The organism is Pseudacidovorax intermedius (genome assembly GCF_001476815.1).
In the GTDB taxonomy this organism is placed as follows: Bacteria; Pseudomonadota; Gammaproteobacteria; order Burkholderiales; family Burkholderiaceae_C; genus Xenophilus; species Xenophilus intermedius_A.
In genome coordinates this window covers 1-23,096 of record NZ_LDSL01000171.1, presented here as the reverse complement: position 1 = coordinate 23,096, position 23,096 = coordinate 1, and the positions used below count along the sequence as shown (strand labels likewise).

21 protein-coding genes are annotated in these 23,096 nt (G+C 72.2%); 10 read left to right on the top strand and 11 right to left on the bottom strand.

Translation table 11 applies throughout. The features are described 5' to 3' along the window. A partial coding sequence (locus NS331_RS22500) for a type II secretion system F family protein (protein WP_058644170.1) occupies positions 1-1,153 on the top strand: 1,153 nt, incomplete at its 5' end. Between the two features lie 47 nt (positions 1,154-1,200). Here the strand turns inward: NS331_RS22500 and NS331_RS22495 are convergent. Together NS331_RS22495 and NS331_RS22490 are read right to left on the bottom strand one after the other, a co-directional pair. Next, entirely contained in the window at positions 1,201-2,322 is a 1,122-nt protein-coding gene (locus tag NS331_RS22495) for a Fic family protein (protein ID WP_058644167.1), read from the bottom strand. 99 nt (positions 2,323-2,421) lie between these two features. Continuing rightward, positions 2,422-3,756, bottom strand: coding sequence for an amidohydrolase (locus tag NS331_RS22490; protein WP_058644166.1), 1,335 nt, complete (start codon positions 3,754-3,756; stop codon positions 2,422-2,424). A 132-nt stretch (positions 3,757-3,888) separates the two neighbouring features. Between NS331_RS22490 and NS331_RS22485 the strand changes: the two genes are divergently transcribed. Further along, positions 3,889-4,827, top strand: a complete 939-nt coding sequence (locus NS331_RS22485) for a LysR family transcriptional regulator (protein WP_242873860.1) — start codon at positions 3,889-3,891, stop codon at positions 4,825-4,827. Positions 4,828-4,965: 138 nt separating this feature from the next. Continuing rightward, positions 4,966-6,174 carry a lipase family protein gene (locus NS331_RS22480; protein ID WP_058644165.1) on the top strand — a complete coding sequence of 403 codons (1,209 nt, stop codon included), beginning with the start codon at positions 4,966-4,968 and terminating at the stop codon, positions 6,172-6,174. 16 nt (positions 6,175-6,190) lie between these two features. On the opposite strand, the gene NS331_RS22475 is transcribed toward NS331_RS22480, so the two are convergent. Beyond that, the gene (locus tag NS331_RS22475; RefSeq protein ID WP_058644164.1) at positions 6,191-7,018 is read right to left on the bottom strand and encodes an enoyl-CoA hydratase-related protein; all 828 of its coding nucleotides are present in this window, start codon (positions 7,016-7,018) and stop codon (positions 6,191-6,193) included. 53 nt (positions 7,019-7,071) lie between these two features. Beyond that, positions 7,072-8,031, bottom strand: coding sequence for a hypothetical protein (locus NS331_RS22470; protein ID WP_058644163.1), 960 nt, complete (start codon positions 8,029-8,031; stop codon positions 7,072-7,074). Positions 8,032-8,137: 106 nt separating this feature from the next. On the opposite strand from NS331_RS22470, the gene NS331_RS22465 reads away from it, so the two are divergent. Further along, a complete protein-coding gene (locus NS331_RS22465) occupies positions 8,138-9,058 on the top strand; it encodes a 5'-nucleotidase (protein ID WP_058644162.1) in 921 nt (306 codons plus the stop codon). 21 nt (positions 9,059-9,079) lie between these two features. On the opposite strand, the gene NS331_RS22460 is transcribed toward NS331_RS22465, so the two are convergent. Both NS331_RS22460 and NS331_RS27395 read right to left on the bottom strand, forming a co-directional pair. Next, a complete protein-coding gene (locus NS331_RS22460) occupies positions 9,080-9,532 on the bottom strand; it encodes a DUF1810 domain-containing protein (protein WP_058644161.1) in 453 nt (150 codons plus the stop codon). Positions 9,533-9,538: 6 nt separating this feature from the next. Further along, positions 9,539-9,670, bottom strand: coding sequence for a hypothetical protein (locus NS331_RS27395; protein ID WP_275936480.1), 132 nt, complete (start codon positions 9,668-9,670; stop codon positions 9,539-9,541). Positions 9,671-10,082: 412 nt separating this feature from the next. Between NS331_RS27395 and NS331_RS22450 the strand changes: the two genes are divergently transcribed. Beyond that, positions 10,083-11,879 (top strand): ABC transporter ATP-binding protein/permease, encoded by a 1,797-nt coding sequence (locus NS331_RS22450; protein WP_058644159.1) that lies wholly within the window; start codon positions 10,083-10,085, stop codon positions 11,877-11,879. Here the strand turns inward: NS331_RS22450 and queC are convergent. From queC to NS331_RS22425, 5 genes are all read right to left on the bottom strand, one after another. After that, the gene (gene queC / locus NS331_RS22445; RefSeq protein WP_058644158.1) at positions 11,828-12,559 is read right to left on the bottom strand and encodes a 7-cyano-7-deazaguanine synthase QueC; all 732 of its coding nucleotides are present in this window, start codon (positions 12,557-12,559) and stop codon (positions 11,828-11,830) included. The two genes, NS331_RS22450 and queC, sit on opposite strands and share 52 nt — an antisense overlap. 30 nt (positions 12,560-12,589) lie before the next feature. Beyond that, the gene (locus NS331_RS22440) at positions 12,590-13,027 is read right to left on the bottom strand and encodes a TA system VapC family ribonuclease toxin (RefSeq protein ID WP_058644157.1); all 438 of its coding nucleotides are present in this window, start codon (positions 13,025-13,027) and stop codon (positions 12,590-12,592) included. Further along, positions 13,024-13,251, bottom strand: coding sequence for a DUF2191 domain-containing protein (locus NS331_RS26850; RefSeq protein WP_058644156.1), 228 nt, complete (start codon positions 13,249-13,251; stop codon positions 13,024-13,026). Before NS331_RS26850 ends, NS331_RS22440 begins: the two co-directional genes overlap by 4 nt. 81 nt (positions 13,252-13,332) lie before the next feature. Continuing rightward, on the bottom strand, positions 13,333-13,872 hold the full coding sequence (locus NS331_RS22430; RefSeq protein WP_082702703.1) for a cyanophycin metabolism-associated DUF1854 family protein: 540 nt from the start codon (positions 13,870-13,872) through the stop codon (positions 13,333-13,335). Continuing rightward, positions 13,872-16,163, bottom strand: coding sequence for a cyanophycin metabolism-associated ABC transporter (locus tag NS331_RS22425; protein WP_058644155.1), 2,292 nt, complete (start codon positions 16,161-16,163; stop codon positions 13,872-13,874). Before NS331_RS22425 ends, NS331_RS22430 begins: the two co-directional genes overlap by 1 nt. A 136-nt stretch (positions 16,164-16,299) precedes the next feature. Here NS331_RS22425 and NS331_RS22420 point away from each other — a divergent pair, with 136 nt between their 5' ends. The 5 genes from NS331_RS22420 to NS331_RS22400 all read left to right on the top strand — a co-directional run. Continuing rightward, positions 16,300-18,552: a cyanophycin synthetase gene (locus NS331_RS22420; protein WP_058644154.1), complete on the top strand. Its 2,253-nt coding sequence runs from the start codon at positions 16,300-16,302 to the stop codon at positions 18,550-18,552. Between the two features lie 14 nt (positions 18,553-18,566). Further along, the gene (cphA, locus tag NS331_RS22415; RefSeq protein ID WP_058644153.1) at positions 18,567-21,146 is read left to right on the top strand and encodes a cyanophycin synthetase; all 2,580 of its coding nucleotides are present in this window, start codon (positions 18,567-18,569) and stop codon (positions 21,144-21,146) included. Positions 21,147-21,333: 187 nt separating this feature from the next. Continuing rightward, positions 21,334-21,717 (top strand): hypothetical protein, encoded by a 384-nt coding sequence (locus tag NS331_RS22410; RefSeq protein WP_058644152.1) that lies wholly within the window; start codon positions 21,334-21,336, stop codon positions 21,715-21,717. A gap of 69 nt (positions 21,718-21,786) precedes the next feature. After that, a complete protein-coding gene (locus NS331_RS22405) occupies positions 21,787-22,188 on the top strand; it encodes a hypothetical protein (RefSeq protein ID WP_058644151.1) in 402 nt (133 codons plus the stop codon). A 159-nt stretch (positions 22,189-22,347) separates the two neighbouring features. Then, positions 22,348-23,096 (top strand): tetratricopeptide repeat protein (locus NS331_RS22400; protein ID WP_153012993.1); only part of this gene is annotated, 749 nt, incomplete at its 3' end.

Sequence of the window (23,096 nt, the reverse complement as noted above, 5' to 3'; positions counted from 1 at the left end):
CGCCCGCAGCATGCTGCGGGCGCAGGCACTGATCCCGCTGTCCGTCGAGAGCGTGGCGGGCGGCGCCGACGCGAACGGCGCCGCCGTGCCGCTCTGGCGCCGGCGCATCGGCGGGCGCGTGTTCAATTCGACGGCGCTGGGCGTGTGGACGCGCCAGCTGGCCGGGCTGGTCGCCTCGGGCCTGCCGCTGGAGCGGGCCCTCACCGCGCTCACCGACGAGGCCGAGAGCGAGCCGCAGCGCCAGCTGGTGGCCTCGCTGCGCGCCGAGGTCAACGGCGGCAGCAGCTTCGCACGGGCGCTGGCGCAGCATCCGCGCGAGTTCTCGGCCATCTACACCGCCGTCATCGGCGCCGGGGAGCACAGCGGCCAGCTCGGGCTGGTGCTGGAGCGGCTGGCCGACGATCTGGAGGAGCAGCAGGCGCTGCGCCAGAAGCTGATCGGCGCCACGCTCTACCCGGCCATCGTGACCGTGATCGCGGTGGTGATCGTGATCTTCCTGGTGAGCTACGTGGTGCCGCAGGTGGCCAGCGTGTTCGCCGGCACCAAGCGCGCGCTGCCGCTGCTGACGCAGGCCATGCTGGGCCTGTCGGCGCTGGTGCGCAGCTGGGGCTGGCTGATGCTGGGCCTGCTGGCGGTGGCGGTCGTGGGCGGCCGGGCGGCGCTGGCGCGCGAGGCCCTGCGCGAGCGCTTCGACGCCTTCTGGCTGCGCCTGCCGCTGGTCGGCAAGCTGGCCCGCGGCTACAACGCCGCCCGCTTCGCCGGCACGCTGGCCATGCTGGCGGCGGCGGGGGTGCCCATCCTGCGCGCGCTGCAGGCCGCGGCCGAGACGCTCAACAACCGCGCCATGCGCGCCGATGCGCTGGACGCGCTGACGCTGGTGCGCGAGGGCGCGCCGCTGGCCTCGGCGCTGGCGCAGAAGAAGCGCTTCCCGGGCATCGTGCCCATGTTCGCCCGCCTGGGCGAGCAGACCGGCGAGCTGCCCGTGATGCTGCAGCGCGCCGCCAAGCAGCTGTCGGCCGAGGTGCAGCGCCGCGCCATGCACCTGGCGACCATCCTGGAGCCGCTGCTGATCGTGGGCATGGGCGGCATCGTGATGTTGATCGTGCTGGCGGTGCTGCTGCCGATCATCCAGCTCAACCAGTTCGTGAAGTAGGCGGGCCGGCGCGCGCCGACCTGCGCGGCTTGAGCTGGCCCGGCCCGTCAGGGCACGACCAGCTCGTACGCGCTGCTGCGGCCGCCGCCGGGCGCCTTGCGCAAGACGCCCAGGTCGAGCAGAGCCGTGATGTCGCGCAAGGCCGTGTCCGCCGAGCACTTGGCGATGGCGGCCCATTTGCTGCTGGTGAGCTTGCCGTCGAAACCGTCGAGCAGGCGGTTGAGCAGCTTCGCCTGCCGCTCGTTGAAGGGCGTGCCGGCCCAGCGCTGCCAGAAGCGCGCCTTGCCCAGCACCGCGCCCAGCGCCGTCTGGGCGCTCTGCAGCGCGCGGCCCAGGGCGGCCAGGAACCAGGCCAGCCATCCGGTGACGTCGAGCGAGCCCTTCTGCGTGCGCTCCAGGATGTCGTAGTAGGCATTGCGCTCGCGCTGGATCTGCGCCGACAGGCTGTAGAAGCGCTGCCCGGCGCCGTCGGCGCGGGCGAGGAACAGGTCGCCCACGGCGCGGGCGATGCGGCCGTTGCCGTCGTCGAAGGGATGGACGGTGACGAACCACAGGTGGGCCAGCCCGGCCTTGACCAGCGCCGGCATCGGACCGCCGCCGGCCTCGGCCCAGGCCAGGAAGCGCGCCATCTCCACCGCCAGTCGGTCGGCGGGTGGCGCCTCGAAATGCACCTTGCGCCGGTGCACGGGGCCGGAGACGACCTGCATCGGCCCCGTGGCATCGTCGCGCCAGCGGCCGACGGCAATGCGCGACAGGCCCGAATAGCCGGTCGGGAACAGCGCCGCATGCCAGCCGAACAGGCGCTCGGCCGTGAGCGGCTCGCTGCTCCGGCCAGTGGCGTCGAGCACCATGTCCACCACGCCGTCCACGTGGCGGTCGGCGGGCGCCAGGGCACCGATGTCCAGGCCCAGCCGGCGGGCGATGGACGAGCGCACGGAGGCGGGATTCAGCAGCTCGCCCTCGATCTCGCTGGTCCTGAGCACGTCGTCGGTGAGCGCGGCCAGGCTGGCGCGGTCGCGCAATTCCAGGCCCACGTCCGCGAGCCGGCCGAGCAGCAGGCCCTGGGCGCGGCTGACGTCCTCCAGCGACTGCGCCAGCGCAGCCAGGTCGTAACGCCATTCCGGCCAGTCGGGCGACTGCCAGATGTAGAGGTTTTCGCCGCTCTCCATGCGGCGATTAGACGCGGCATGCGGCGAATCCGCAAGCCATTCACCGCATCATATGCGGCGAATAGGCGCCACGTTCGACGCAGCCGCAGATGCCTCCGCTCAGCGCGCCGGCGTGTTCATCGCCGTCAGCACCGCCGACGTCATGGCCTGCACGCCGATCTTGATCGACGGCTCCGGCACCGGCGCGAAGAAGGGCGAATGGTTGAAGGGCAGCGGCTTGCCGCCCTTCTTCATCGACTCGGCCACGTCCTTGGGATCGGTCACGCCGACGAAGAAGAACATCGACGGGATGCCGGCGTCGGTGAAGACGGAGAAGTCCTCGCTGGCGGTGATGGGCATGACCTGCACCACGCGCGCCTCGCCGAACTGGCTGCGCAGCGCAGCCACCGTGCGGTCGACCACGGCCTGGTCGTTGACCACGGCGCCGGTGCTGCTGTCGGCGCCCAGGCGCACGTCCGGCTCGGGCGCGCCGGCCATGGCGGCCGAGGCCAGCGCCGTTCGGCGGATGCCGTCGAGCAGCTTCTCGCGCACCTGCGGCTTGTAGCTGCGGATGGTGCCGCTGAGCTTCGCGGCGTCCGGGATGATGTTGCCCGCCGTGCCGGCCTGGAAGGCGCCGATGGTGACGACGCCGAACTCGGCCGGGTCCTTCTCGCGGCTGACCACGGTCTGCACGTCGGTGACGAAATGGGCACCCATCGTGATGGGATCGATGGTGGCATGCGGCGCCGAGCCGTGGCCGCCGCGGCCCTTGAAGGTGATCTCCAGGCTGTCCGAGGCCGAGGTGACGGGCCCCGCGCGGTAGCCGACGAAGCCGTAGGGCGAGGGGCTGGTGTGCAGCGCGAAGGCGAAGTCCGGCTTGGGGAAGCGGGTGAACAGGCCGTCGTCGACCATGGCCTTGGCGCCGCTCACCGTTTCTTCGGAGGGCTGGGCGATGAACATCAGCGTGCCCTTCCACTGGTCTTTCAGCGCCAGCAGCGTGCGGGCGGTGCCCACCCAACTGGCCATGTGGATGTCGTGCCCGCAGCTGTGGGCGACGAAGGTCTCGCGGCCGTTCCACTGGGCCTTGGCACGGCTGGCGTAGGGCAGGCCGGTCTTCTCTTCCATGGGCAGGGCGTCGAGCTCGGTGCGCACCATCACCGTCGGGCCGGGGCCGTTGCGGTAGAGCGCCACCAGGCCGGTGCGGCCCACCTTTTCGGTCACCTCGAAGCCCAGGGCGCGCAGTTCGGCCGCCAGCTTGCCGGCGGTGCGCACCTCCTGGAAACCCAACTCCGGGTTGGCATGCAGGTCCTTGTAGAGCGCATCGAGCTGCCCGTACATGCCGTTGACGAGCGGCTGGATCTTCTCGGGCGACACGGTCTGCGCACCGGCGGGCGCGATGGCGCAGGCGGCGAGGACGGCGAGTGAAAGCTGGCGAATCGAGAACGATGAAATCATGGTGTGGCACGGTGGTCCGTGGGCGTGGGTGTGTGCAGGACGGGCGCGGCGGCCCGGCCGCGCGGCCCCTCCGGTCCGGCGCGACCCGCGCAATCTAGGCAAAGCGCCGGCAGGCGTCCAATGCATTGTTCTATGCTGAGGCATGCAATCGACTCATGCATCGCCGCGCAGGGCGGCCGCCTCTCGGCCATGACGCTGGTCCAGCTGCGGCATTTCCTGTCGCTGGCCGACACGGGCTCCTTCACCCGCTCGGCCGAGGCGTTGCACCTGACGCAGCCGGCGCTCAGCCGCAGCATCCGTGCGCTGGAGGCCACGCTCGGCGGCGCGCTGTTCGACCGCGTGGGCCGGCGCAGCGAGCTGACGCACTTCGGCCGCGACCTGCTCGACCGCGCGCGCCAGCTGGTGCACGACGCCGACCAGCTGGCGCTGGCGGGCGAGCGCCGGCGCGCGGGCCATGCCTCGGTGCTGCGCGTGGGGCTGGGTTCCGGACCCGGCGCGCTGCTGAGCACGCCGCTGATGCTGCGCGCAGCCCAGCCGGACTGCGGCGTGCGCATCGAGATCCTGCACAGCGACAACGAGCGGCTGATCGAGGCGCTGCGCCGCCGGCTGCTGGATGCGGTGGTGATCGAAATGCGCTCCTTCGCCAGCCATCCGGGCCTGCGCATCGAGCCGCTGGTGCAGATGCGCGGCGCCTTCCTGTGCCGGCGCGGCCATCCGCTCGCGCGGCGGCGCGTGCTGGGCTTCGAGGACCTGCAGCCCTACCCCATCGCCTCCACGCCGCTGGGCGACCACGTCGGCCGCGGCCTGGTGGCCGCCTATGGCCCGCAGGCGCATCCGGACGTGTGCGTGCGCCTGCGCTGCAACGAGCTGACGCACCTGATCGACGTCGCGCGCCAGAGCGACACGGTGCTGCTGGCCATCCGCGCCGCCGCGCCCGACCTGGTCGAGCTGCCGGTGCAGCCGCACACCGGGGGCGGCGCCCGCTTCGGCCTGGTGACGCAGGCGCAGCGGCAGCAGGCGCCGGCGCTGCCCCTACTGCGCGAGGTGATCGCCGAGCACCTTCACGACTAAGAAGGCGTGAGCGACCGCGCCGAGCCGGGAGCCTGTCGCCGATTTGGCAGGCTGACACAACGCGGCGCCGTGGCGCTGCCTATGATCCGACGCCTCTCCTGCCGCCTTTTCGCGCCGTTCCGCCGGCGCGCCACACCCATGCCCTCGCACCGCTCTGCCTCCGCCGTCCTGCGCCGCACGACGGCCCCCCTTGCCCTGGCCGCCGCACTGGCGCTGGCCGGCTGCGCCAACACCGGCGCACCCGGCAGTGGCGCCGCCGGTGCACCCGGCAGTGGCGCCGCCGGTGCCCCCGGCCAGCTGATCAGCCAGGCACCGCTGGACGCCGCAGTTTCGCTGCCGGATGCCGGCCAGCAGATGCGCATCCTCTACAGCGCCACCGACGGCGTGACCGGCCAGGGCACGGTGCCGGTGTCCGGCGCGGTGTTCTTCCCGAAGACGCCGCAGCCGCCGGGCGGCTGGCCGGTGGTCGCCTGGGCCCATGGCACCACGGGTGTCGGCGAGGCCTGCGCGCCCTCGGCCAATCCGCGCTCGCCGCGCGACGCGGCCTACCTGGGCGCCTGGCTGCGCGAGGGCTTCGTGGTGGTCGCGACCGATTACCAGGGCCTGGGCACGCCCGGTCCGCATCCCTACCTGCACACGCGCTCGCAGGCCTACAGCGTGCTGGACGCGGTACGCGCCGCGCTCAAGATGCCCGGCGTGGCCAACCAGGTGATCCTGGTCGGCCAGTCGCAGGGCGGCGGCGCGGCCTTCGGCACGGCAGGCCTGGCCGCGGGCTATGCGCCGGACGTCAAGGTGCTCGGCACCGTGGCCACCGGCACGCCCTACCTGACGCCGGCGGCCGGTGAGGTGCGCAGCGACCCGGACCGCGTCTCCCCGCAGATCGCCTACGGCATGTACGCGGCCGTCACCGCCAAACTGGTCCAGCCCTCCTTCGACCCCGCCACGGTGTTCCTGCCGGCCGCGATGCCGGCCTTCCAGGCCTCGGGCGAGACCTGCGTGGCGCCGCTGTTCGCACGGCTGATGCGCGAGGGCCGGACCGAGCGCAACAGCTACCAGCCCGGCGGCCAGCAGCGCCTGTTCGAGCTGGTGGCGCCGGTCACGGGCTATGCCACGCTGAAGCTGACGCAGCCGGTGTTGATGGGCATCGGCGGCAAGGACGTGGACGTGCCCACCGCCATGCAGCAGGCGCTGGTGCGCGATGCGTGCAAGGCCGGCTCGCGCATCCAGGCGCATGTCTATGCGGACATGGACCACAGCGGCACGGTCAACGCGTCGCTGAAGGATTCGCTGCCCTTCGTGCGCAATCTGCTGGCCGGCAAGCCCGTCGCGTCGACCTGCGGGCAGTGAGGGTGCCGCGCCCGGCTCAGCGCCCCTTGAACACCGGCTCGCGCTTCTCCACGAAAGCCTTGGCCGCCTCGCGGTGATCCTCGGTCTGGCCGCAGTGGATGTGGTGCGTGGCCTCCAGGTCCAGGCAGTCGTCCACCTCGCCGGCCATCGCGCGGTTGAGGTTCTCCTTCATGTAGCGGTAGGCCACGGCCGGGCCGTTGGCGAGCCGCGTAGCGATCTCGCGGGCGCGCTCGGCCAGTTGCTCCGGGGGGCAGACCCAGTTGGCCAGGCCCAGGCGCAGGGCCTCTTCGGCCGGAACGCGCTCCGACAGCAGGTACAGCTCGCGCGCCTTGGCCGCGCCGACGAGCTGGGTCATGAAGTAGCTGCCGCCGTAGTCGCCCGAGAAGCCGACGCGCGCGAACGCCGTGGTCATGATGGCGTTGCCGGCCATCAGCCGCAGGTCGCAGGCCAGGGCCAGCGCCAGGCCGGCACCCGCCGCGGCGCCGGGCAGCACGGCCAGCGTGGGCTTGGGCATCTTGAAGAGGCGCCCCGCCGTCTCGCGCTGGTTGACGCGCTGGCGGTGGATGGCCTGGTCGAGGGTGAGCGCGCCCACGGTGCCGTCGCCGGCCGCGGCCATGCCCTTGACGTCGCCACCGGCGCAGAAGGCGCCGCCCGCGCCGGTCAGCACCACGCAGCGCACTTCCGGGTCCAGCTCGGCGCGCGCCAGTTCGCGGGCCAGGGCCTCGTTCATGGCGCGCGTCATGGCGTTGCGCGCCTGCGGCCGGTTCAGGGTCAGCGTGAGCACGCCGGCATCGAAGGCGGCCAGCAGGTCCGGCGTGCCGGTGTCGATCGTGGATGCGGTCATGGAAGTCTCCGTTGTCGTCTTTGGAAGAAAGGGCGCGGCCCGCACCCGCGCGTTCAGGCCAGGCCGAGTTCGCGCGCCTCGCGTTCGTAGTGCGGGTACGAGGCCTTCATCACCGCCCCGTTGAGAATCATCTCGGCCACCAGCATGCGGCCGGCTGGCTCGTAGACGCGGGTGCGCACCCAGGTCGATTCCGTGCGCGCGCTCTCGCTCAGGGCGACGATCTCGCGCTCCAGCGCATAGTCCTGGTCGACGAAGAGCGGGCCGCGGATCAGGCGGATCTGCTGCCCCGCGAACAGGCCCACGGCCGGCTTGCGGCCACCGAGCCGGGCATCGGCGATGGTGCTGCCCAGCAGCACGCTGATCATCTCCATCGGGATGATGGGCCGGCCCCAGGGCGAGCGGGCGCCGCCCTCGGGCGTGTACCAGTCGCAGGGCTCGGTGATGGCGGCCAGCTTGTCGCGCAGGGTGAAGGGATAGTGGTCGCCCATGTGCTGGTCGAAGCCCATGCGGATGGTTTCCGGCACGGCGCCGCGCTGGCCCACCTGGAGGTCGCGGTTGATGACGAGGCCGGTGGCGGGCCGCAGCTTCGCCATGCGCTGTTCCAGCTCGTGCGGCTGGCCGGGCTCGCCCACGGAGGCCGTGCCGGTGAGCACCGGCGTGCCGTCGGCCTTCTCGGCGCGGATGCGCACGAAGGCGGCGCCGGGCGCGGGCAGGTCGACGAAGGCGCGCACCGATTCGCCCTCCACCACCATGGTCTGGTAGTGGGCGCTGATGCAGCCGGTCTCGAACCACGCGCGGCCGAAAAGGCGCGCCAGCAACGGATCGAACTGGCTGAAATGCGTGGGACCCTCGATGGGGCCGGCGCGCAGGCCGAGGTCGCCCGCCGTGGCATCGTCGTGGATGGACTTGTGGCCGTCGTAGGTCTGGTCGGCCAGCATCTGGCGCGGCTGGCGCAGCGGGCCGCTCAAGGCGAGCGACGTGGCGAAGGGCGTGTCGGCGGTGGGCAGGGGCATGGCCGCGATGGTGGCGCAAGGCGCTCGGCGGGGCTGTCGCCTGTGTCACTGCCGAAGGCTCGCCGGGCTGCCGCACAATGCCCGTCCCGCCTTCCGCCCTCGCCCCATGCCCGTCACCCTGGACGACAAGCTCGTGGTCGCGATCTCTTCGCGAGCCCTGTTCAACCTCGAGGAAGAGAACCGCCTGTTCGACGCCGGCGACCCGGCCGGCTACATGCGGCTGCAGCTGGAGCGGCTGGAGGTGCCGGCGCAGCCGGGCATCGCCTACTCGCTGGTACGCAAGCTGCTGCGCTTCAACGCCGATGGCGTGCAGCGGGTCGAGGTGGTGATCCTGTCGCGCAACGACCCGGTCTCGGGCATGCGCATCTTCAACTCCGGCGCGGCGGCGGAACTGGCCATCGAGCGCGGCGTGTTCACGCAGGGCCGGCCGCCCTTCCGCTACCTCACGCCGCTGCGGGCCGACCTGTTCCTCTCGGCCAATGCCGACGACGTGCGCGAGGCGCTGGCCGCCGGCTTCGCGGCGGCGCACGTGAGCGTGGAATCGGCGCTGGCCGGCAACCAGCATCCGGACGAGGTGCGCATCGCCTTCGACGGCGACGCCGTGCTGTTCTCCGACGAGGCCGAGCGCGTCTACCAGCAGCAGGGCCTGGCCGCCTTCCAGGCGCACGAGGTGGACAAGGCCGCGGTGCCCCTGGAGGCCGGGCCGCTGGCGCCCTTCCTGGTGGCGCTGCACCGGCTGCAGCAGGCCGCCAGCACCGGCATGCGCATCCGCACGGCGCTGGTCACGGCGCGCGGCGCGCCGGCGCACCGCCGCGCCATCCAGACGCTGATGAGCTGGAACATCCGCGTGGACGAGGCCATGTTCCTGGCCGGGCTGGACAAGGGCGGCTTCCTGCGCGAATTCGAGCCCGACTTCTTCTTCGACGACCAGACGGGCCACGTGCGCTCGGCCGCGCGGCACGTGCCGGCCGGGCATGTGGCGAGCGGCATCAGCAACCTGCCGCCGGCGGCGCTGACGCCGCGCTGAGCGGCGCGGCGGCAGGTTGCTTCAATCCAGCCGCGCCAGCGTCGCCGCATCCGGCTCGCCGCCGAAGAAGCGCTGCAGGCACTGCGCGAACAGGGTCTCGCCCGCCGGCGCCACCGCATCGAACAGCGTCATGCAGGAGCGGAACTTGAGGTCGTCCGGCGGCCCCAGGATGTCCGCAATGGCCGGGCCATGCGCCGACAGCACCAGCGCGCTGCATTCGCGCAGCCGCCCGCCCAGCACCGGATGCGCCAGGTAGGCCGCCGCTTCCGCCCGCGAGCCGATGGCGTAGCGCTGCGCCATCGCGCTGTGGCCCAGGCCGGCGATCTGCGGAAAGACGAACCACATCCAGTGGGTGCGCTTGCGACCGGCGGCCAGCTCCTCGCGCACCTGGGCATACACGGGCGCCTGGGCATCGACGAAGCGTGCCAGGTCGAAGCGCTGCGGCGCCTGCGCGCCGTCGGCGGCCGGGTCCATGGCGCGTCAGCCCTGCGCGGGCGCGACGACCGTCGCGGTCGCCGCCTTCGGCACCGGCCCGCCGGGCCTGGGTTTGTCGTCGCAAGCGGCAAGCAGCAGGGCGAGCACGGCCATCGGGGCGAGGAGGTAGGTGTTCATGCGGCCCATGCTACGGCGGCGCACGCCGGCCTGCCGCACACACCCCATGCCCCGGTCGCCGTCGCGGGCAGACGTAGACGCAGCACGTAGCACCAAGAATCGAGCGGCCGCGGAACAGGCCAAGACCCGTGCAGCCTGACATCATCCATCGCCGGATGGCCGTTGATCGCCCCGACAACGGAAGGCCGCGGAGCAGGCCATGCCAGTGCACCCGCGGAACCGGCTTAGCCGGGCCGGGGGGTGCGCCCCCCTCCAAGCCGAAGGCGCCAGAGAGGGGGGAGCCGCGAAGCGGCATGGGGGGTGCTTCTCCTTCAGTCCGGTTTAAGGCATGACCACTGCGCCGCCGCTAGCATGGGACCGCCGCCGGCGCAGCCCGCGCCCGGCCCGATTCCTGCCTTCTGCGAGCCCCACGATGAGCACCGCCCCCACGCCAACCGAACGGCCCGGCCTCGGCCAGACGCTGCGCCGCATCGCGTCGCTGACCACGCCCTACTTCAACTCAGACCAGAAATGGAAGGCCCGCGGCCTGCTGCTGGCCATCGTGCTGCTCAACCTGGGCGCGGTGTACATGCTGGTGCAGATCAACAGCTGGTACCGCGTCTTCTACGACGCGCTGCAGAACAAGGACCAGGTCGTCTTCTGGCAGCAGATCGGCCGCTTCACCTGGCTGGCGCTGATCTACATCGTCATCGCGGTCTACAAGTTCTACCTCACGCAGATCCTGCAGCTGCGCTGGCGCGTGTGGATGACCGACCACTACCTCGGCCGCTGGCTGGCCAACAAGGCCTTCTACCGGCTGGAGCTGGCCCGCTACACCGGCAACGGCAGCCATCCGGACAACCCCGACCAGCGCATCCAGGAAGACCTCAACCTCTTCACCAGCTACACCGTCTCGCTGTCGATGGGCATCCTGAATGCCCTGGTCACGCTGCTGAGCTTCGTCGGCGTGCTGTGGACGCTCAGCGGCGCGCTCACGGTGCCGCTGCCGGGCGGCGGCAGCTGGACCATCGGCGGCTACATGGTGTGGGCCGCCGTGCTGTACTGCGCCGTGGGCAGCGCCATCGCCCACTGGATCGGCCGGCCGCAGATCCGCCTCAATTTCGCACAGCAGATGCTGGAGGCCAACTTCCGCCATCACATGATCCGGGTGCGCGAGTACAGCGAGGCCATCGCGCTCGACGGCGGCGAGCGCGTGGAGCGCCGCCAGCTGGACCTGCGCTTCACCGACGTCATGGCCAACTACCTGCGCCTGATCCGCAACCAGAAGAACCTGACCTGGTTCAACAGCTTCTTCGGCCAGGCGGCCATCATCTTCCCGCTGATCGTGGCCGCGCCGCGCTACTTCAGCGGCGCCATCCAGCTGGGCCAGCTGATGCAGATCAACTCGGCCTTCGGCCAGGTGCAGGGCTCGCTGTCCTGGCTGGTGGACAACTACATGACCATCGCGTCGTGGAAGGCCACCACCGACCGTCTGGCCGGCTTCGAGGACAGCCTCAGCACGCACTCACGCAGCAACGACGGCTTCGCGCACGACACGGCGGCCTCCGCCATCGGCACCGAAGGCCTGACCGTGGCCCTGCCCGGCGGCCAGGCCCTGCTGCGCCAGGCCGACCTGCAGGTGGCGCCCGGCGACACGGTGCTGGTGCACGGCCCCTCGGGCAGCGGCAAGTCCAGCCTGCTGCGCACGCTCGCCGGCATCTGGCCGCATGCGCAGGGCCGGGTGGCGGTGCCGAAGGACGCGATGTTCATCCCGCAGCAGCCCTACTTTCCGGATGGCCGGCTGCGCGACGCGCTGGCCTATCCGCAGCCCGCATCGGATTACGACGATGCGGCCCTGCAGCAGGCCCTGCACGACGCGCTCCTGCCCCAACTGGCCGACCAGCTCGACCGCGAGGACGCCTGGAGCCAGAAGCTCTCCGGCGGCGAGCGCCAGCGCCTGGCCATCGCCCGCGTGCTGCTGAAGAAACCGGCCTGGGTGCTGGCCGACGAGGCCACCAGCGCGCTGGACGAGGACGCCGAGGCCACCATCTACCGGCGGCTGACCGACATGGTCAGGCAGGCGCGCGGCGCCATCGTCTCCATCGCGCACCGCTCCACGCTCAAGGAGCACCATGCCCGCCGCTGGACGCTGCGCCCGCGCCGCGACGGCGAGGCCGCCTATGCGGTGGAAGACGCGCCGCTGCCGGCCTCGCCCCCCGCTTCCACGTAGCCCTTCCAGCCCTGCGCCCGCAGCTCGCAGGCGGGGCAGCGGCCGCAGCCCCAGCCCCAGTCGTGGCGGTGGCTGCGGTCGCCTTCGTAGCAGGTGTGGGTGTCTTCCACGATCAGGTCCACCAGCGCGCGGCCACCCAGCGTCTCGGCCAGCTGCCAGGTCTGGGCCTTGTCGATCCACATCAGCGGCGTCTCGATCACCAGCCGCTGGTCCAGCCCCAGCGACAGCGCCAGCTGCATGGCCTTCATGGTGTCGTCGCGGCAGTCGGGGTAGCCGGAATAGTCGGTCTCGCACACGCCGGTGACGATCACCTGCAGCCCGCGCCGGTAGGCCAGCGCGCCCGCCAGCGTCAGGAACAGCAGGTTGCGGCCCGGCACGAAGGTGTTGGGCAGGCCGTTGGCCTGCATGGCGAAGGCGATGTCCTCGGTGAGCGAGGAGCCGCCGATCTGCGCGAGCACGTCGAGCTGGAGCAGGTGGTCCTCGCCCAGCCGCCGGCCCCAGCCCGGAAAGCGCTCGCGCAGGCGGGCCAGCACCTGGGTGCGCGCCTCCAGCTCGACGCGGTGGCGCTGGCCGTAGTCGAAGCCCAGCGTTTCCACCCGCTCGTAGCGGGCCAGGGCATGGGCGAGGCAGGTGGTCGAGTCCTGCCCGCCGGAGAAAAGGACGAGGGCGGTGGTGTGCATGGGGAGAAGGGGCTTGAGGCGTTCAGGCGTTCACGCCGGACGCGCGATGTGGGCGGCGCGTTCGGCCGGCGAGGCCAGCAGGCGGTCGATGCCACTGTCGAAGCTCAGCAGCCGCACGCCCGAGCGGATCGCCTGGGTGAGCAGCCAGGCATCGGTGATCTGCCGGTGGCCGAACAGCCCGCCGGTGCAGTGCCCCAGCACCTCGGCAAAGCCGAAATCCAGCGGCAGCAGGCGATGCCGCGGATGTGCGGTGTTGCGCAGCAGCAGTTCACCGGCCTCCTGCACCGAGACCGACCGGCCCGCGAAGGCCGGCTGGCAGACGATGCGTACCAGGGCCGACTGGGTCAGGACGCTGGTCGCCCAGCCGTGGCGCGCATGGCTGCGGAACCAGGCCAGCATGCGGTCATGGTGCTCGTGGGCCGGCCAGCACAGCGCGATCAGCGCATTGGCATCCAGCAGGTGGCTCACGGCGTTTCGTCGAGCAGGCCGCGCACCTGCCGCGCGCTGACGCGCGGCGTGTCCGGCGGCAGGTCGAACACCCACACTTCGCCAGACTTGCGCAGCGGCAGGCGCTCGCCGCTGCCACGCCGGACGAGTTCGGACAGGGCCTCGCCCAGCTTCAGGCCGCGCGCCTGCGCATAGGCCTGCGCGGTGCCGAAGGCGTCGTCGTCGAGGGTCACGGTCGTGCGCATGGCGGCTGATGCAGTCAAACGAATTTGATGCAGTTTACCGAAGCTGATGCAAACCACGACCTCTTCATGCCCGCTGGAACGTCAGAGAAAGCGCTCCAGCAGCTTGCGCGAAGCCCGGTCCAGCGCCTGCGGCTGCGAGATGCGGAAGTGCACGCCGTGCGCGCTGGTGACGAGCAGGCCGCCGCCTTCCAGGCGGCGGATGTCCTCTTCGGCGCGCAGCACGAAGCGGGTGTCGCCGCGGTCGGTGCGCACGGTCCAGGTGCTGGGCACGGCGAAGGTGGAGACGTCGACCAGCGCCAGCAGCTCCGGCGCGAAATCGCGCGGCGCGAGCGCCTCGTCGAGCAGCGCGCGGGCGGCCGGCGGCAAGGCGTCGGTGCGGTCGACCCAGGCGCGCTCGCGGCCGTCGGCGCCGACCAGCGACACGCCCTCGCCGGGCGCGCTCAGGGGAAAGGCGCGCACCGGCGTCACGGGCTCCGGGCGGCCGGTGGCGCCCGTCCACAGCAGGGCGCCGAAGGCGTCGCGGGAGAGCAGCAGCGCGGGCGCCGTCGGGACGGCCTGGGCGGGCCCGGCGGTCTGGGTGACCTGCGCGGTCTGCGCGGGCTGGCGGGTGGCCTCGGTCATCAGGCGTCTCCTGCGGGATGGGCGGCATGCGCTTCGAGCGCGATGGCGACGGAGGCCACCTCGGCCAGCTCGGCCTGGTGCTTGTCCTCGTCGTCGGCCTGGCGCTGCTGGGCCTGGTAGAGCCGCCAGTAGGCGCCCTGGCGGGCCATGAGTTCGTCGTGCGGGCCGACCTCGACGATCTCGCCGCGGTCCATCACCACCAGCCGGTCGGCCTTGCGCAGCGTGGACAGGCGGTGGGCGATGGCGATGGTGGTGCGGCCCTGCACCAGGTTGTCCAGCGCCTTCTGGATTTCCTTCTCGGTCTCGGTGTCCACGGCCGAGGTGGCCTCGTCCAGGATCAGGATGCGCGGGTCGATCAGGAGCGCCCGCGCGATGCTGATGCGCTGGCGCTCGCCGCCCGACAGGCCCTGGCCGCGCTCGCCCACCAGCGAGTCGTAGCCCTGCGGCAGCCGCAGGATGAAGTCGTGCGCATGGGCCGCCCGGGCGGCGGCCACGATCTCGGCGCGGCTCGCCTCCGGCCGGCCGTAGGCGATGTTCTGCGCGATGGTGCCGAAGAAGAGAAAGGGCTCCTGCAGCACCAGGCCCACGTGGCGCCGGTAGTCGGCCACGGCGAAGCGGCGCACGTCCTGACCGTCGACGAGGATAGCGCCCTCGCTCACGTCGTGGAAGCGGCAGATCAGGTTGACCAGCGTGCTCTTGCCCGAGCCGCTGTGGCCCACCAGGCCGATCATCTCGCCCGGGCGGATCTGCAGGTTCAGGTCACGGATGACCGAGCGCGCGCCGTAGCGGAAGCCCACGTGGCGCAGCTCGATGGCGCCCTGCACCTGCGGCAGGCGCACGGGCTGCACCGGGTCGGGCACGGTGCTCACGTGGTCGAGGATGTCGAAGATGCGCTTGGCGCCGGCGGCGGCCTTCTGCGTCACCGAGACGATGCGGCTCATCGAATCGAGCCGTGTGTAGAAGCGGCCGATGTAGGCGATGAAGGCCGTGAGCACGCCCACCGTGATGTGGTCGCGCGTCACCTGCCAGATGCCGAAGGCCCAGACCACCAGCAGGCCGATCTCGGTCATCAGCGTGACGGTGGGCGTGAACAGGCTCCAGGTGCGGTTGAGCCGGTCGTTGGCCTGCAGGTTGTGCTGGTTGGCGGCGCGGAAGCGGTCGGCTTCGCGCTTCTCCTGCGCGAAGGCCTTAACCACGCGGATGCCCGGGATGGTGTCGGCCAGCACGTTGGTGACCTCGCTCCACACGCGGTCGATCTTCTCGAAGCCGGTGCGCAGCTTGTCGCGCACCACGTGGATCATCCACGCGATGATGGGCAGCGGCACCAGCGTGACCACCGCCAGCAGCGGGTTGATCGACACCAGGATCACCGCCGTCATGCCGATCATGATCAGGTCGGTCAGGAAGTCGAGCGCATGCAGCGACAGGAAGACGTTGATGCGGTCGGTCTCGGAGCCGATGCGCGCCATCAGGTCGCCGGTGCGCTTGCCGCCGAAGTAGTCCAGCGGCAGCGTCAGCAGGTGCTCGTAGGTGGTGGTGCGCAGGTCGGCGCCGATGCGCTCGCTGACCAGCGCCAGCAGGTAGGTGCGCGCCCAGCCCAGGCCCCAGCCCACCAGGGCGGCGGCCAGCAGCCCGCCCAGGTACAGCGCCACTTCGCCGGGGGCGATGGGCTTGCCGTTCTGGTAGGGGATGAGGATGTCGTCCATCAGCGGGATGGTCAGGTACGGCGGCACCAGCGTCGCGCCGGTGGCCAGCAGCGTCAGCAGAAAGCCCCAGAACAGCTGCATCCGGTAGGGCCGCGCGAAGCGGCCCAGGCGCAGTAGCACCCAGGTGGAGGGGGCGGACTGCAGTTCGGTGTCCACCGCCTCGCCGGCCTCGGGCTCGGCACTTTCGGCCGCCTGGCCGGCGCGGCCGCGCCGCTGCTCGAACAGGCGCACCAGCCGCACCGCCGCCGCCTGGCCCGCCAGGGTGAAGCGCCAGCGCGCCAGCAGCGTGCCCGGGGCCAGCAGGTCCAGCGTGGCCACGCCGGCATGGTCGGCCAGGCGCAGCGCCAGACCCGGCGTGGCGAGCGGCCATTCGCGCCGGCTGCCGTCGGGCGCGAGGGCCCGGAGATGGGTGGCGGTCAGCTGCAGCTGGGTCTCCTGGGCGAAGCGCAGCGCCTCGTCCAGGTCAACCGATACCATCGCCAGAACGTTGTCCGACACCGGTACGGGGCTTTCTCCCACAGGGGGCTCGCGCGTTGCCGACGCCGATTCGCCCTCCGGGGCACCGACTGAATCGTGATGTGTCATTCGTTGTGTTGGATGGTCGAGGACCTGTGGCAGGTCCCTCCCGCGCGCCGGTCGGGCGCCGATTTTCTCCACTGATCCGGGTCTGCGCCTCGGCACTGCCCCTGCCCGGTTCCATCGAACGCCTATCAACGCATCCATGCCCCGTTTCGACGACATCCGACTGCTGCGCATCCGCTACCTGCGCGGCCCGAACATCTGGACCTACCGCCCGGTGCTGGAGACCTGGCTGGACCTCGGCGCGCTGGAGGACTTCCCCTCCGACAGGATCGAGGGTTTTCCCGGGCGGCTCACCGCCCTGCTGCCGGCCCTCATCGAGCACCACTGCGGCGTGGGCGAGCGCGGCGGCTTCCTGCAGCGGCTGACCGAAGGCACCTGGGCCGGCCACGTGCTGGAGCACGTGGTGATCGAGCTGCTGAACCTGGCGGGCATGCCCACCGGCTTCGGCCAGACGCGCAGCACGTCGAAGCACGGCGTCTACCGCATGGTGTTCCGCGCCCGCGAGGAACAGGTCGCACGCACCGCCCTGCACGAGGGCCACCGGCTGCTGATGGCCGCGATCAACGCCGATCCCTTCGACGCCGCCGAGGTGCAGAAGGCCGTGGCCGCCGTCAAGGCCAAGGTGGACGAGTGCTACCTGGGCCCGAGCACCGCCGCCATCGTCGCCGCCGCCACCGACCGCGGCATCCCCGCCATGCGGCTGAACGACGGCAACCTGGTCCAGCTGGGCCACGGCGCGCGCCAGCAGCGCATCTGGACCGCCGAGACCGACCACACCAGCGCCATCGGCGAATCCATCGCCAGCGACAAGCAGCTGACCAAGTCGCTGCTGGCCGGCTGCGGCGTGCCGGTGCCCGAGGGTCAGGAAGTGAATTCCGCCGAGGAGGCATGGGAGGCCGCCGAGGACATCGGCCTGCCCGTGGCCGTCAAGCCGGTGGACGCCAACCACGGCCGCGGCGTCTCGCTCGACCTGAACACCCGTGAGGAGGTGCTGGCCGCCTTCGCCGTGGCCGAGCCCGAGGGCAGCGGCGTGATGGTGGAGCGCTTCATCCGCGGCCAGGAGCACCGCCTGCTGGTGGTCGGCGGCCAGGTGGTGGCCGCCGCCCGCGGCGAGATCCTCACCGTGACCGGCGACGGCCGCGCCACCGTGGCCGAACTCATCGACAGCCAGCTCAACAGCGACCCGCGGCGCGGCGCGGAAGAGGAATTCCCGCTCGACGTCATCGTGCTGGCCACCGACGCCAAGCTGCAGCTGGAGCTGCAGCGCCAGAAGCTCACGGGCGAGTCGGTGCCCGAGGCGGGGCGCGAGGTCATCATCCAGCGCAACGGCAACCTGGGCGTGGACTGCACCGACCTGGTCCATCCCGAGGTCGCCTATGCCGCCACCCTGGCCGCGCGCGCCGTGGGCCTGGACATCGCCGGCATCGACCTGGTCTGCCAGGACATCGGCCGGCCGCTGCAGGCGCAGGGCGGCGCCATCGTCGAGGTCAACGCCGGCCCCGGCCTGCTGATGCACCTGAAGCCGGCCGTCGGCTCGCCGCGCCCGGTGGGCCGCGCCATCTGCGACCACCTCTTCCCCGAAGCCGACGAGGAACGGCCCGGCCGCATCCCGGTGGTGGGCGTGGCCGGCGGCTCGCCCGACAACGCCGTGCTGGCGCGCCTGGTGGCCTGGCTGGTCGGCCTGTCGGGCCGCCACGTGGGCCTGGCCTGCCGCGACGGCCTGTTCCTGGACCGCCGCCGCGTCGACACCCGCGACAGCGCCGATTGGGCCGCCGGCCGCCGGCTGCTGGTCAACCGCCAGGTCGAGGCGGTGGTGATCGAGAACGGTGCCGCCACCATCCTGGCCCACGGCCTGCCCTACGACCGCTGCGAGATCGGCATCGTGACCGACCTGGACGGCGCCGAGGGCCTGGCCCACGAGGACATCGCCGAGAGCGACCAGATGGTGAAGGTGCTGCGCACCCAGGTCGACGTGGTGCTGCCGCACGGCACCGCCGTGCTGCACGCGGCCGACCCGCGCGTGGCCGGCATGGCGCCGCTGTGCGACGGCGATGTGATCCTCTACGCCGCCGACCCGCATGCCGGGCCCCTGGCCGCCCACATGGCCGCCGGCGGCAAGGTGGTGACGGTGCGGCAGGACCGCATCGTGCTCGCCCACGGCACCAGCGAATCCTTCCTGCCCGGCCTGGGCCGGCTGGCGGTGTGGGGCGCCCACCACGCCGGCGTCGGCCTGGAGAGCGTGCTGGCCGCCGTGGCCGCCGCCTGGGCCATGGCCATTCCGCTGAACCTCATCGGCGCCGGCATCGAGGCCTTCGAGGCCGACCTGCAGCAGGCCACCGCCTCGCTGCAGCTGGACCAGGCGATCGCCACCCCTTCGCTGCAACTCGCCTGAGACGAGACCGCCCCATGGACATCATCCGCACCCGGGCCCTGCGCGGCCCCAACCTGTGGAGCCGCCACACCTGCATCGAGCTGGTCGTCTCGTGCAGCGACGTCGAGCAGGCCGTCGAGCAGATTCCCAACTTCGAGCCGCGGCTGCGCGCCCTCTTCCCCACCATCGGCGAGCTGCACCCGGTGGTGCTCGGCCAGCCGCTGGCCGCCGCCCACGTGCTGGAGAACGCCGCCGTGGCGCTGCAGGCCCAGGCCGGCTGCGACGTGGTCTTCGGCCGCACCACGCGCGCGCCGGAGGACGGCGTCTTCCTGGTCGCCGTGCAGTACACGCAGGAGGCCGTGGGCCGCCGCGCGGTCGAGCTGGCCGAGCAGCTGCTGCGTGCCGCGCTCGATCCGGCCGGCGGCGCCGGCTTCGACGCCGCCGCCGCCATCGCGGCGCTGCGCGAGCTGGACGAGGACGAGCGCCTCGGCCCCAGCACCGGCGCCATCGTCGATGCGGCGGTGGCGCGCGGCATTCCGTACCGGCGGCTGACCACCGGCAGCCTGGTGCAGTTCGGCTGGGGCGTGCGCCAACGCCGCATCCAGGCCGCCGAGGTGGACGCCACCTCGGGCATCGCCGAAGCCATCGCGCAGGACAAGGAACTCACCAAGCAGCTGCTGCATTCGGCCGGCGTGCCGGTGCCGCTGGGCCGGCCGGTGACCAGCCTGGAGGACGGCTGGGCCGCCGCGCTGGAGATCGGCCTGCCCGTGGTCGCCAAGCCGCAGGACGGCAACCAGGGCAAGGGCGTGACGGTCAACATCGCCACGCGCGAGCAGTTCGACGCCGCCTATGCCGCCGCCGCCCATCACGGCGAGGTGATGGTCGAGAAATTCCTGCCCGGCTTCGACTACCGCCTGCTGGTGGTGGGCGACCGGCTGGTCGCCGCCGCCCGGCGCGACCCGCCGCAGGTCATCGGCGACGGCCACAGCACCGTGCGCCAGCTGGTCGAGGTGGTCAACCAGGACCCGCGCCGCGGCGAGGGCCATGCCACCTCGCTCACCAAGATCCGGCTGGACGACATCGCGCTGGGCCGGCTGGAGGCGCAGGGCCTCACGCCCGAGAGCGTGCCGGCCCTGGGCCAGCGCGTGGTGCTGCGCAACAACGCCAACCTGTCCACCGGCGGCACCGCCACCGACGTGACCGACACCGTGCATCCCGAGATCGCCGCCCGCGCCGTCGATGCGGCCCAGATGGTGGGCCTGCACATCTGCGGCGTGGACATGGTCTGCGAGAACGTCATCCGCCCGCTCGAGGAGCAGCACGGCGGCATCGTCGAGGTCAATGCCGCGCCGGGGCTGCGCATGCACATCAGTCCGTCCTTCGGCCGCGGCCGGCCGGTGGGCGAGGCCATCGTCGACCAGCTCTATGCCGACGGCGACGACGGCCGCATCCCGGTCGTCGCCGTCACCGGCACCAACGGCAAGACCACCACCGCGCGGCTGATCAACCACCTGCTGGCCAGCAGCGGCCTGGTCACCGGCATGACCAACACCGACGGCGTGTACGTCAACGGCCGCCAGACCGACAGCGGCGACTGCAGCGGCCCCAAGAGCGCCCGCAACGTGCTGCTGCATCCCGAGGTCGAGGCGGCGGTGTTCGAGGTGGCGCGCGGCGGCATCCTGCGCGAAGGCCTGGGCTTCGACCGCTGCAGCGTGGCCGTGGCCACCAACATCGGCAGCGGCGACCACCTGGGCATGAACTACATCCACACGGTGGAGGACCTGGCCGCCGTCAAGCGCGTCATCGTGCGCAACGTCACGCCCAGCGGCTGGGCGGTGCTCAACGCGGCCGACCCGCACGTGGCCGCCATGGCCGGCGCCTGCCCCGGCCACGTCATCTACTTCGCGGCCGACCGCCAGCATGCCGCCATGGCCACGCACCGCGCGCAGGGCAGGCGCACCGTCTACGTGGACCGCGACACGCTGATCGCCGCCGAAGGCGCCTGGCGCGAGCGGGTGCCGCTGGCCGGCGTGCCGATCACGCGCGGCGGCACCCTGCCCTTCCAGGTCGAGAACGTGATGGCCGCCGTGGCCGCCGCCTGGGCCCTGGGCCTGGACTGGGACACCATCCGCCGCGGCCTGGCCAGCTTCAAGAACGACGCCGCCGGCGTGCCCGGCCGCTTCAACCTGATGGACTACAAGGGCGCCACGGTGATCGCCGACTACGGCCACAACACCGACGCCATGAAGGCGCTGGTGGCCGCCATCGAGACGCTGCCCGCCCGGCGCCGCTCGGTGGTGATCAGCGGCGCGGGCGACCGGCGCGACGAGGACATCCGCGACCAGACGGCCATCCTGGGCGCGGCCTTCGACGACGTCATCCTCTACCAGGACGCCGCCCAGCGCGGCCGCGCCGACGGCGAGGTGATCGCGCTGCTGCGCCAGGGCCTGCAGGGCGCGCGGCGCACCACGCACGTGGCGGAGATCCGCGGCGAGTTCCTCGCCATCGATGCCGCCCTGGCCCGACTTGCGCCGGGCGACCTGTCGCTGATCCTGGTCGACCAGGTCGAGGAAGCGCTGGCGCACCTGGCGCGGCGCATCGCCGAGGCCGGCTGAGCGGCAGGGCAGCGGGCGAACCGACCGCCCGGCGACAGGGCGGCGCGCATGCCAGCGCCGTCCGACAGCCGGCGCCGCCGACGGCGCGAGGCCCGCGCCAGCCGCGTCCCACAGGCGGGTGCTGCCCGCGCTGCCCACACTCCCGCACATCGATCACAGCGCCCGACCCTGGGCGCAAGGATGTGCCATGAATTCCACTCTGCGACGCTGGCGCGTGGGCGCCATGCAAGGCGGCTTCGCCCTGGCGCTGGCCACCTCGGGCCTGACCGCCTGGGCCCAGCAACCCACCGCCGGCTGTGACAGCCGCCAGGATCCGGCCGCCTGCCGCCGCGAGGCCGGCGCCGCCCGCGAGGAAGCCCGCCGTGGCGGCCTGACCGCGCCCGCCGAAGGCGGTGCCCAGGCCAACGCCCTGGCCCGTTGCCAAATGCAGCCGGCCGGCGACCGTGCCGACTGCGAGGCCCGGGTGCGCGGCAGCGCCGGTGCCGGCATGACCACCACCGAAGGCAGCGTGATGGGCGGCGGCATCATCCGCGAGACCGTCACGCCCATTCCCGCCCAGCCCCAGCGCTGAGTGTCCCTAGGCTGCGGCCCTGGGGGCGCGCAGCCGACTTCCCGCCCTCACTCTTCCAGGAGCAAGCCCATGAAGAAGACTGTCCGCCAAGCCGGCTTCGCGCTGGCCCTCGCCGCCGGCGCCCTGCTGGCCAGCCCCTTCGCCACTGCCGCCGACCGCGCGAGCGGCAGCACCTATTCGCAGGAACGCGCCATCTGCGGCCACATCCAGCAGGATCGGGCCGCCTGCCTGCGCGAGGCGGGGGCCGCCCAGCAGGCCGCCCGCCAGGGCAACCTGAGCAGCGCCAGCGCCGACACCTATCGCCAGAACGCCCTGGCCCGCTGCCAGTTGCACAAGACCAACAGCGACCGCGCCGCCTGCGAGGCCCGCGTCACCGGCCAGGGCCAGACGAGCATCGACGGCAGCGTGCTCGGCGGCGGCCTGATCCGCGAGACGGTCACCACCCTTCCGCCGGGCAGCATGGCGCGCTGACAGCCGCCGCGCGCGACGCCCCCGGCGGCGTCAAAAACCGTCAAGCCCGCTTCCGGATCGTGAATTACGCCCGGAAGCGGGCTTTGCTGCGTGGTTAAAAGTAAACATTGTGTCGGGTCGACCACTACAATCCGCCGGTTCCGACAGAGCCCCGACCGAATGTCCAAGACCGCAGCCCAGACGCTTCGATCCGCCTCCCGAATCCCCTCGCGTTTGCTGGCCGTCGCGCTGGCCTGCGCCTTGCCCTTCGGAGCGGCGCTCGCCGACGAATACGACAACGTCGAGCAACTCATCCAGCAGCGCAAGTTCGAGGAAGGCCTGGCCCAGGCCGACAGGTTCCTGCGGGAAAAGCCGCAGGACCTGCAGATGCGCTTCCTCAAGGGCGTGGCCAGCCTCGAGGCCGGCCGCCGTCCCGAAGCCATCGCGATCTTCGAGCAGATCACCCGCGACGCGCCCAACCTGCCCGAGCCGTACAACAACCTGGCCGTCATCTATGCCGGCCAGGGCGACTTCGACAAGGCCCGCAGCGTCCTGGAGCGGGCCATCCGCACCAATTCCAGCTACGCCACCGCCTACGAGAACCTGGGCGACGTGTACGCGCGCCTGGCCAGCGAGGCCTACGGCAAGGCGCTGCAACTCGACAAGGGCAATGCGGCCGTGCAGCCCAAGCTGGCGCTGATCCGCACGCTCTTCAGCACCCAGGCTTCGGCCATGGCTGGCGGCAAGGGCGGCACCACCGTCGCCAAGGCGCCCACCCCGACGCCGGCCCCGGCCGTCGTCGCCAAGGCACCGCCCCCGCCGCCGCCGGCTCCTCCGGCCGTGGCACCGGCACCCGCGCCGACCGTGGTGGCCAAGGCGCCCGAACCGGCGCCCGCCCCCGCACCGGCCAAGCCGCCGGTCGCGGCGCC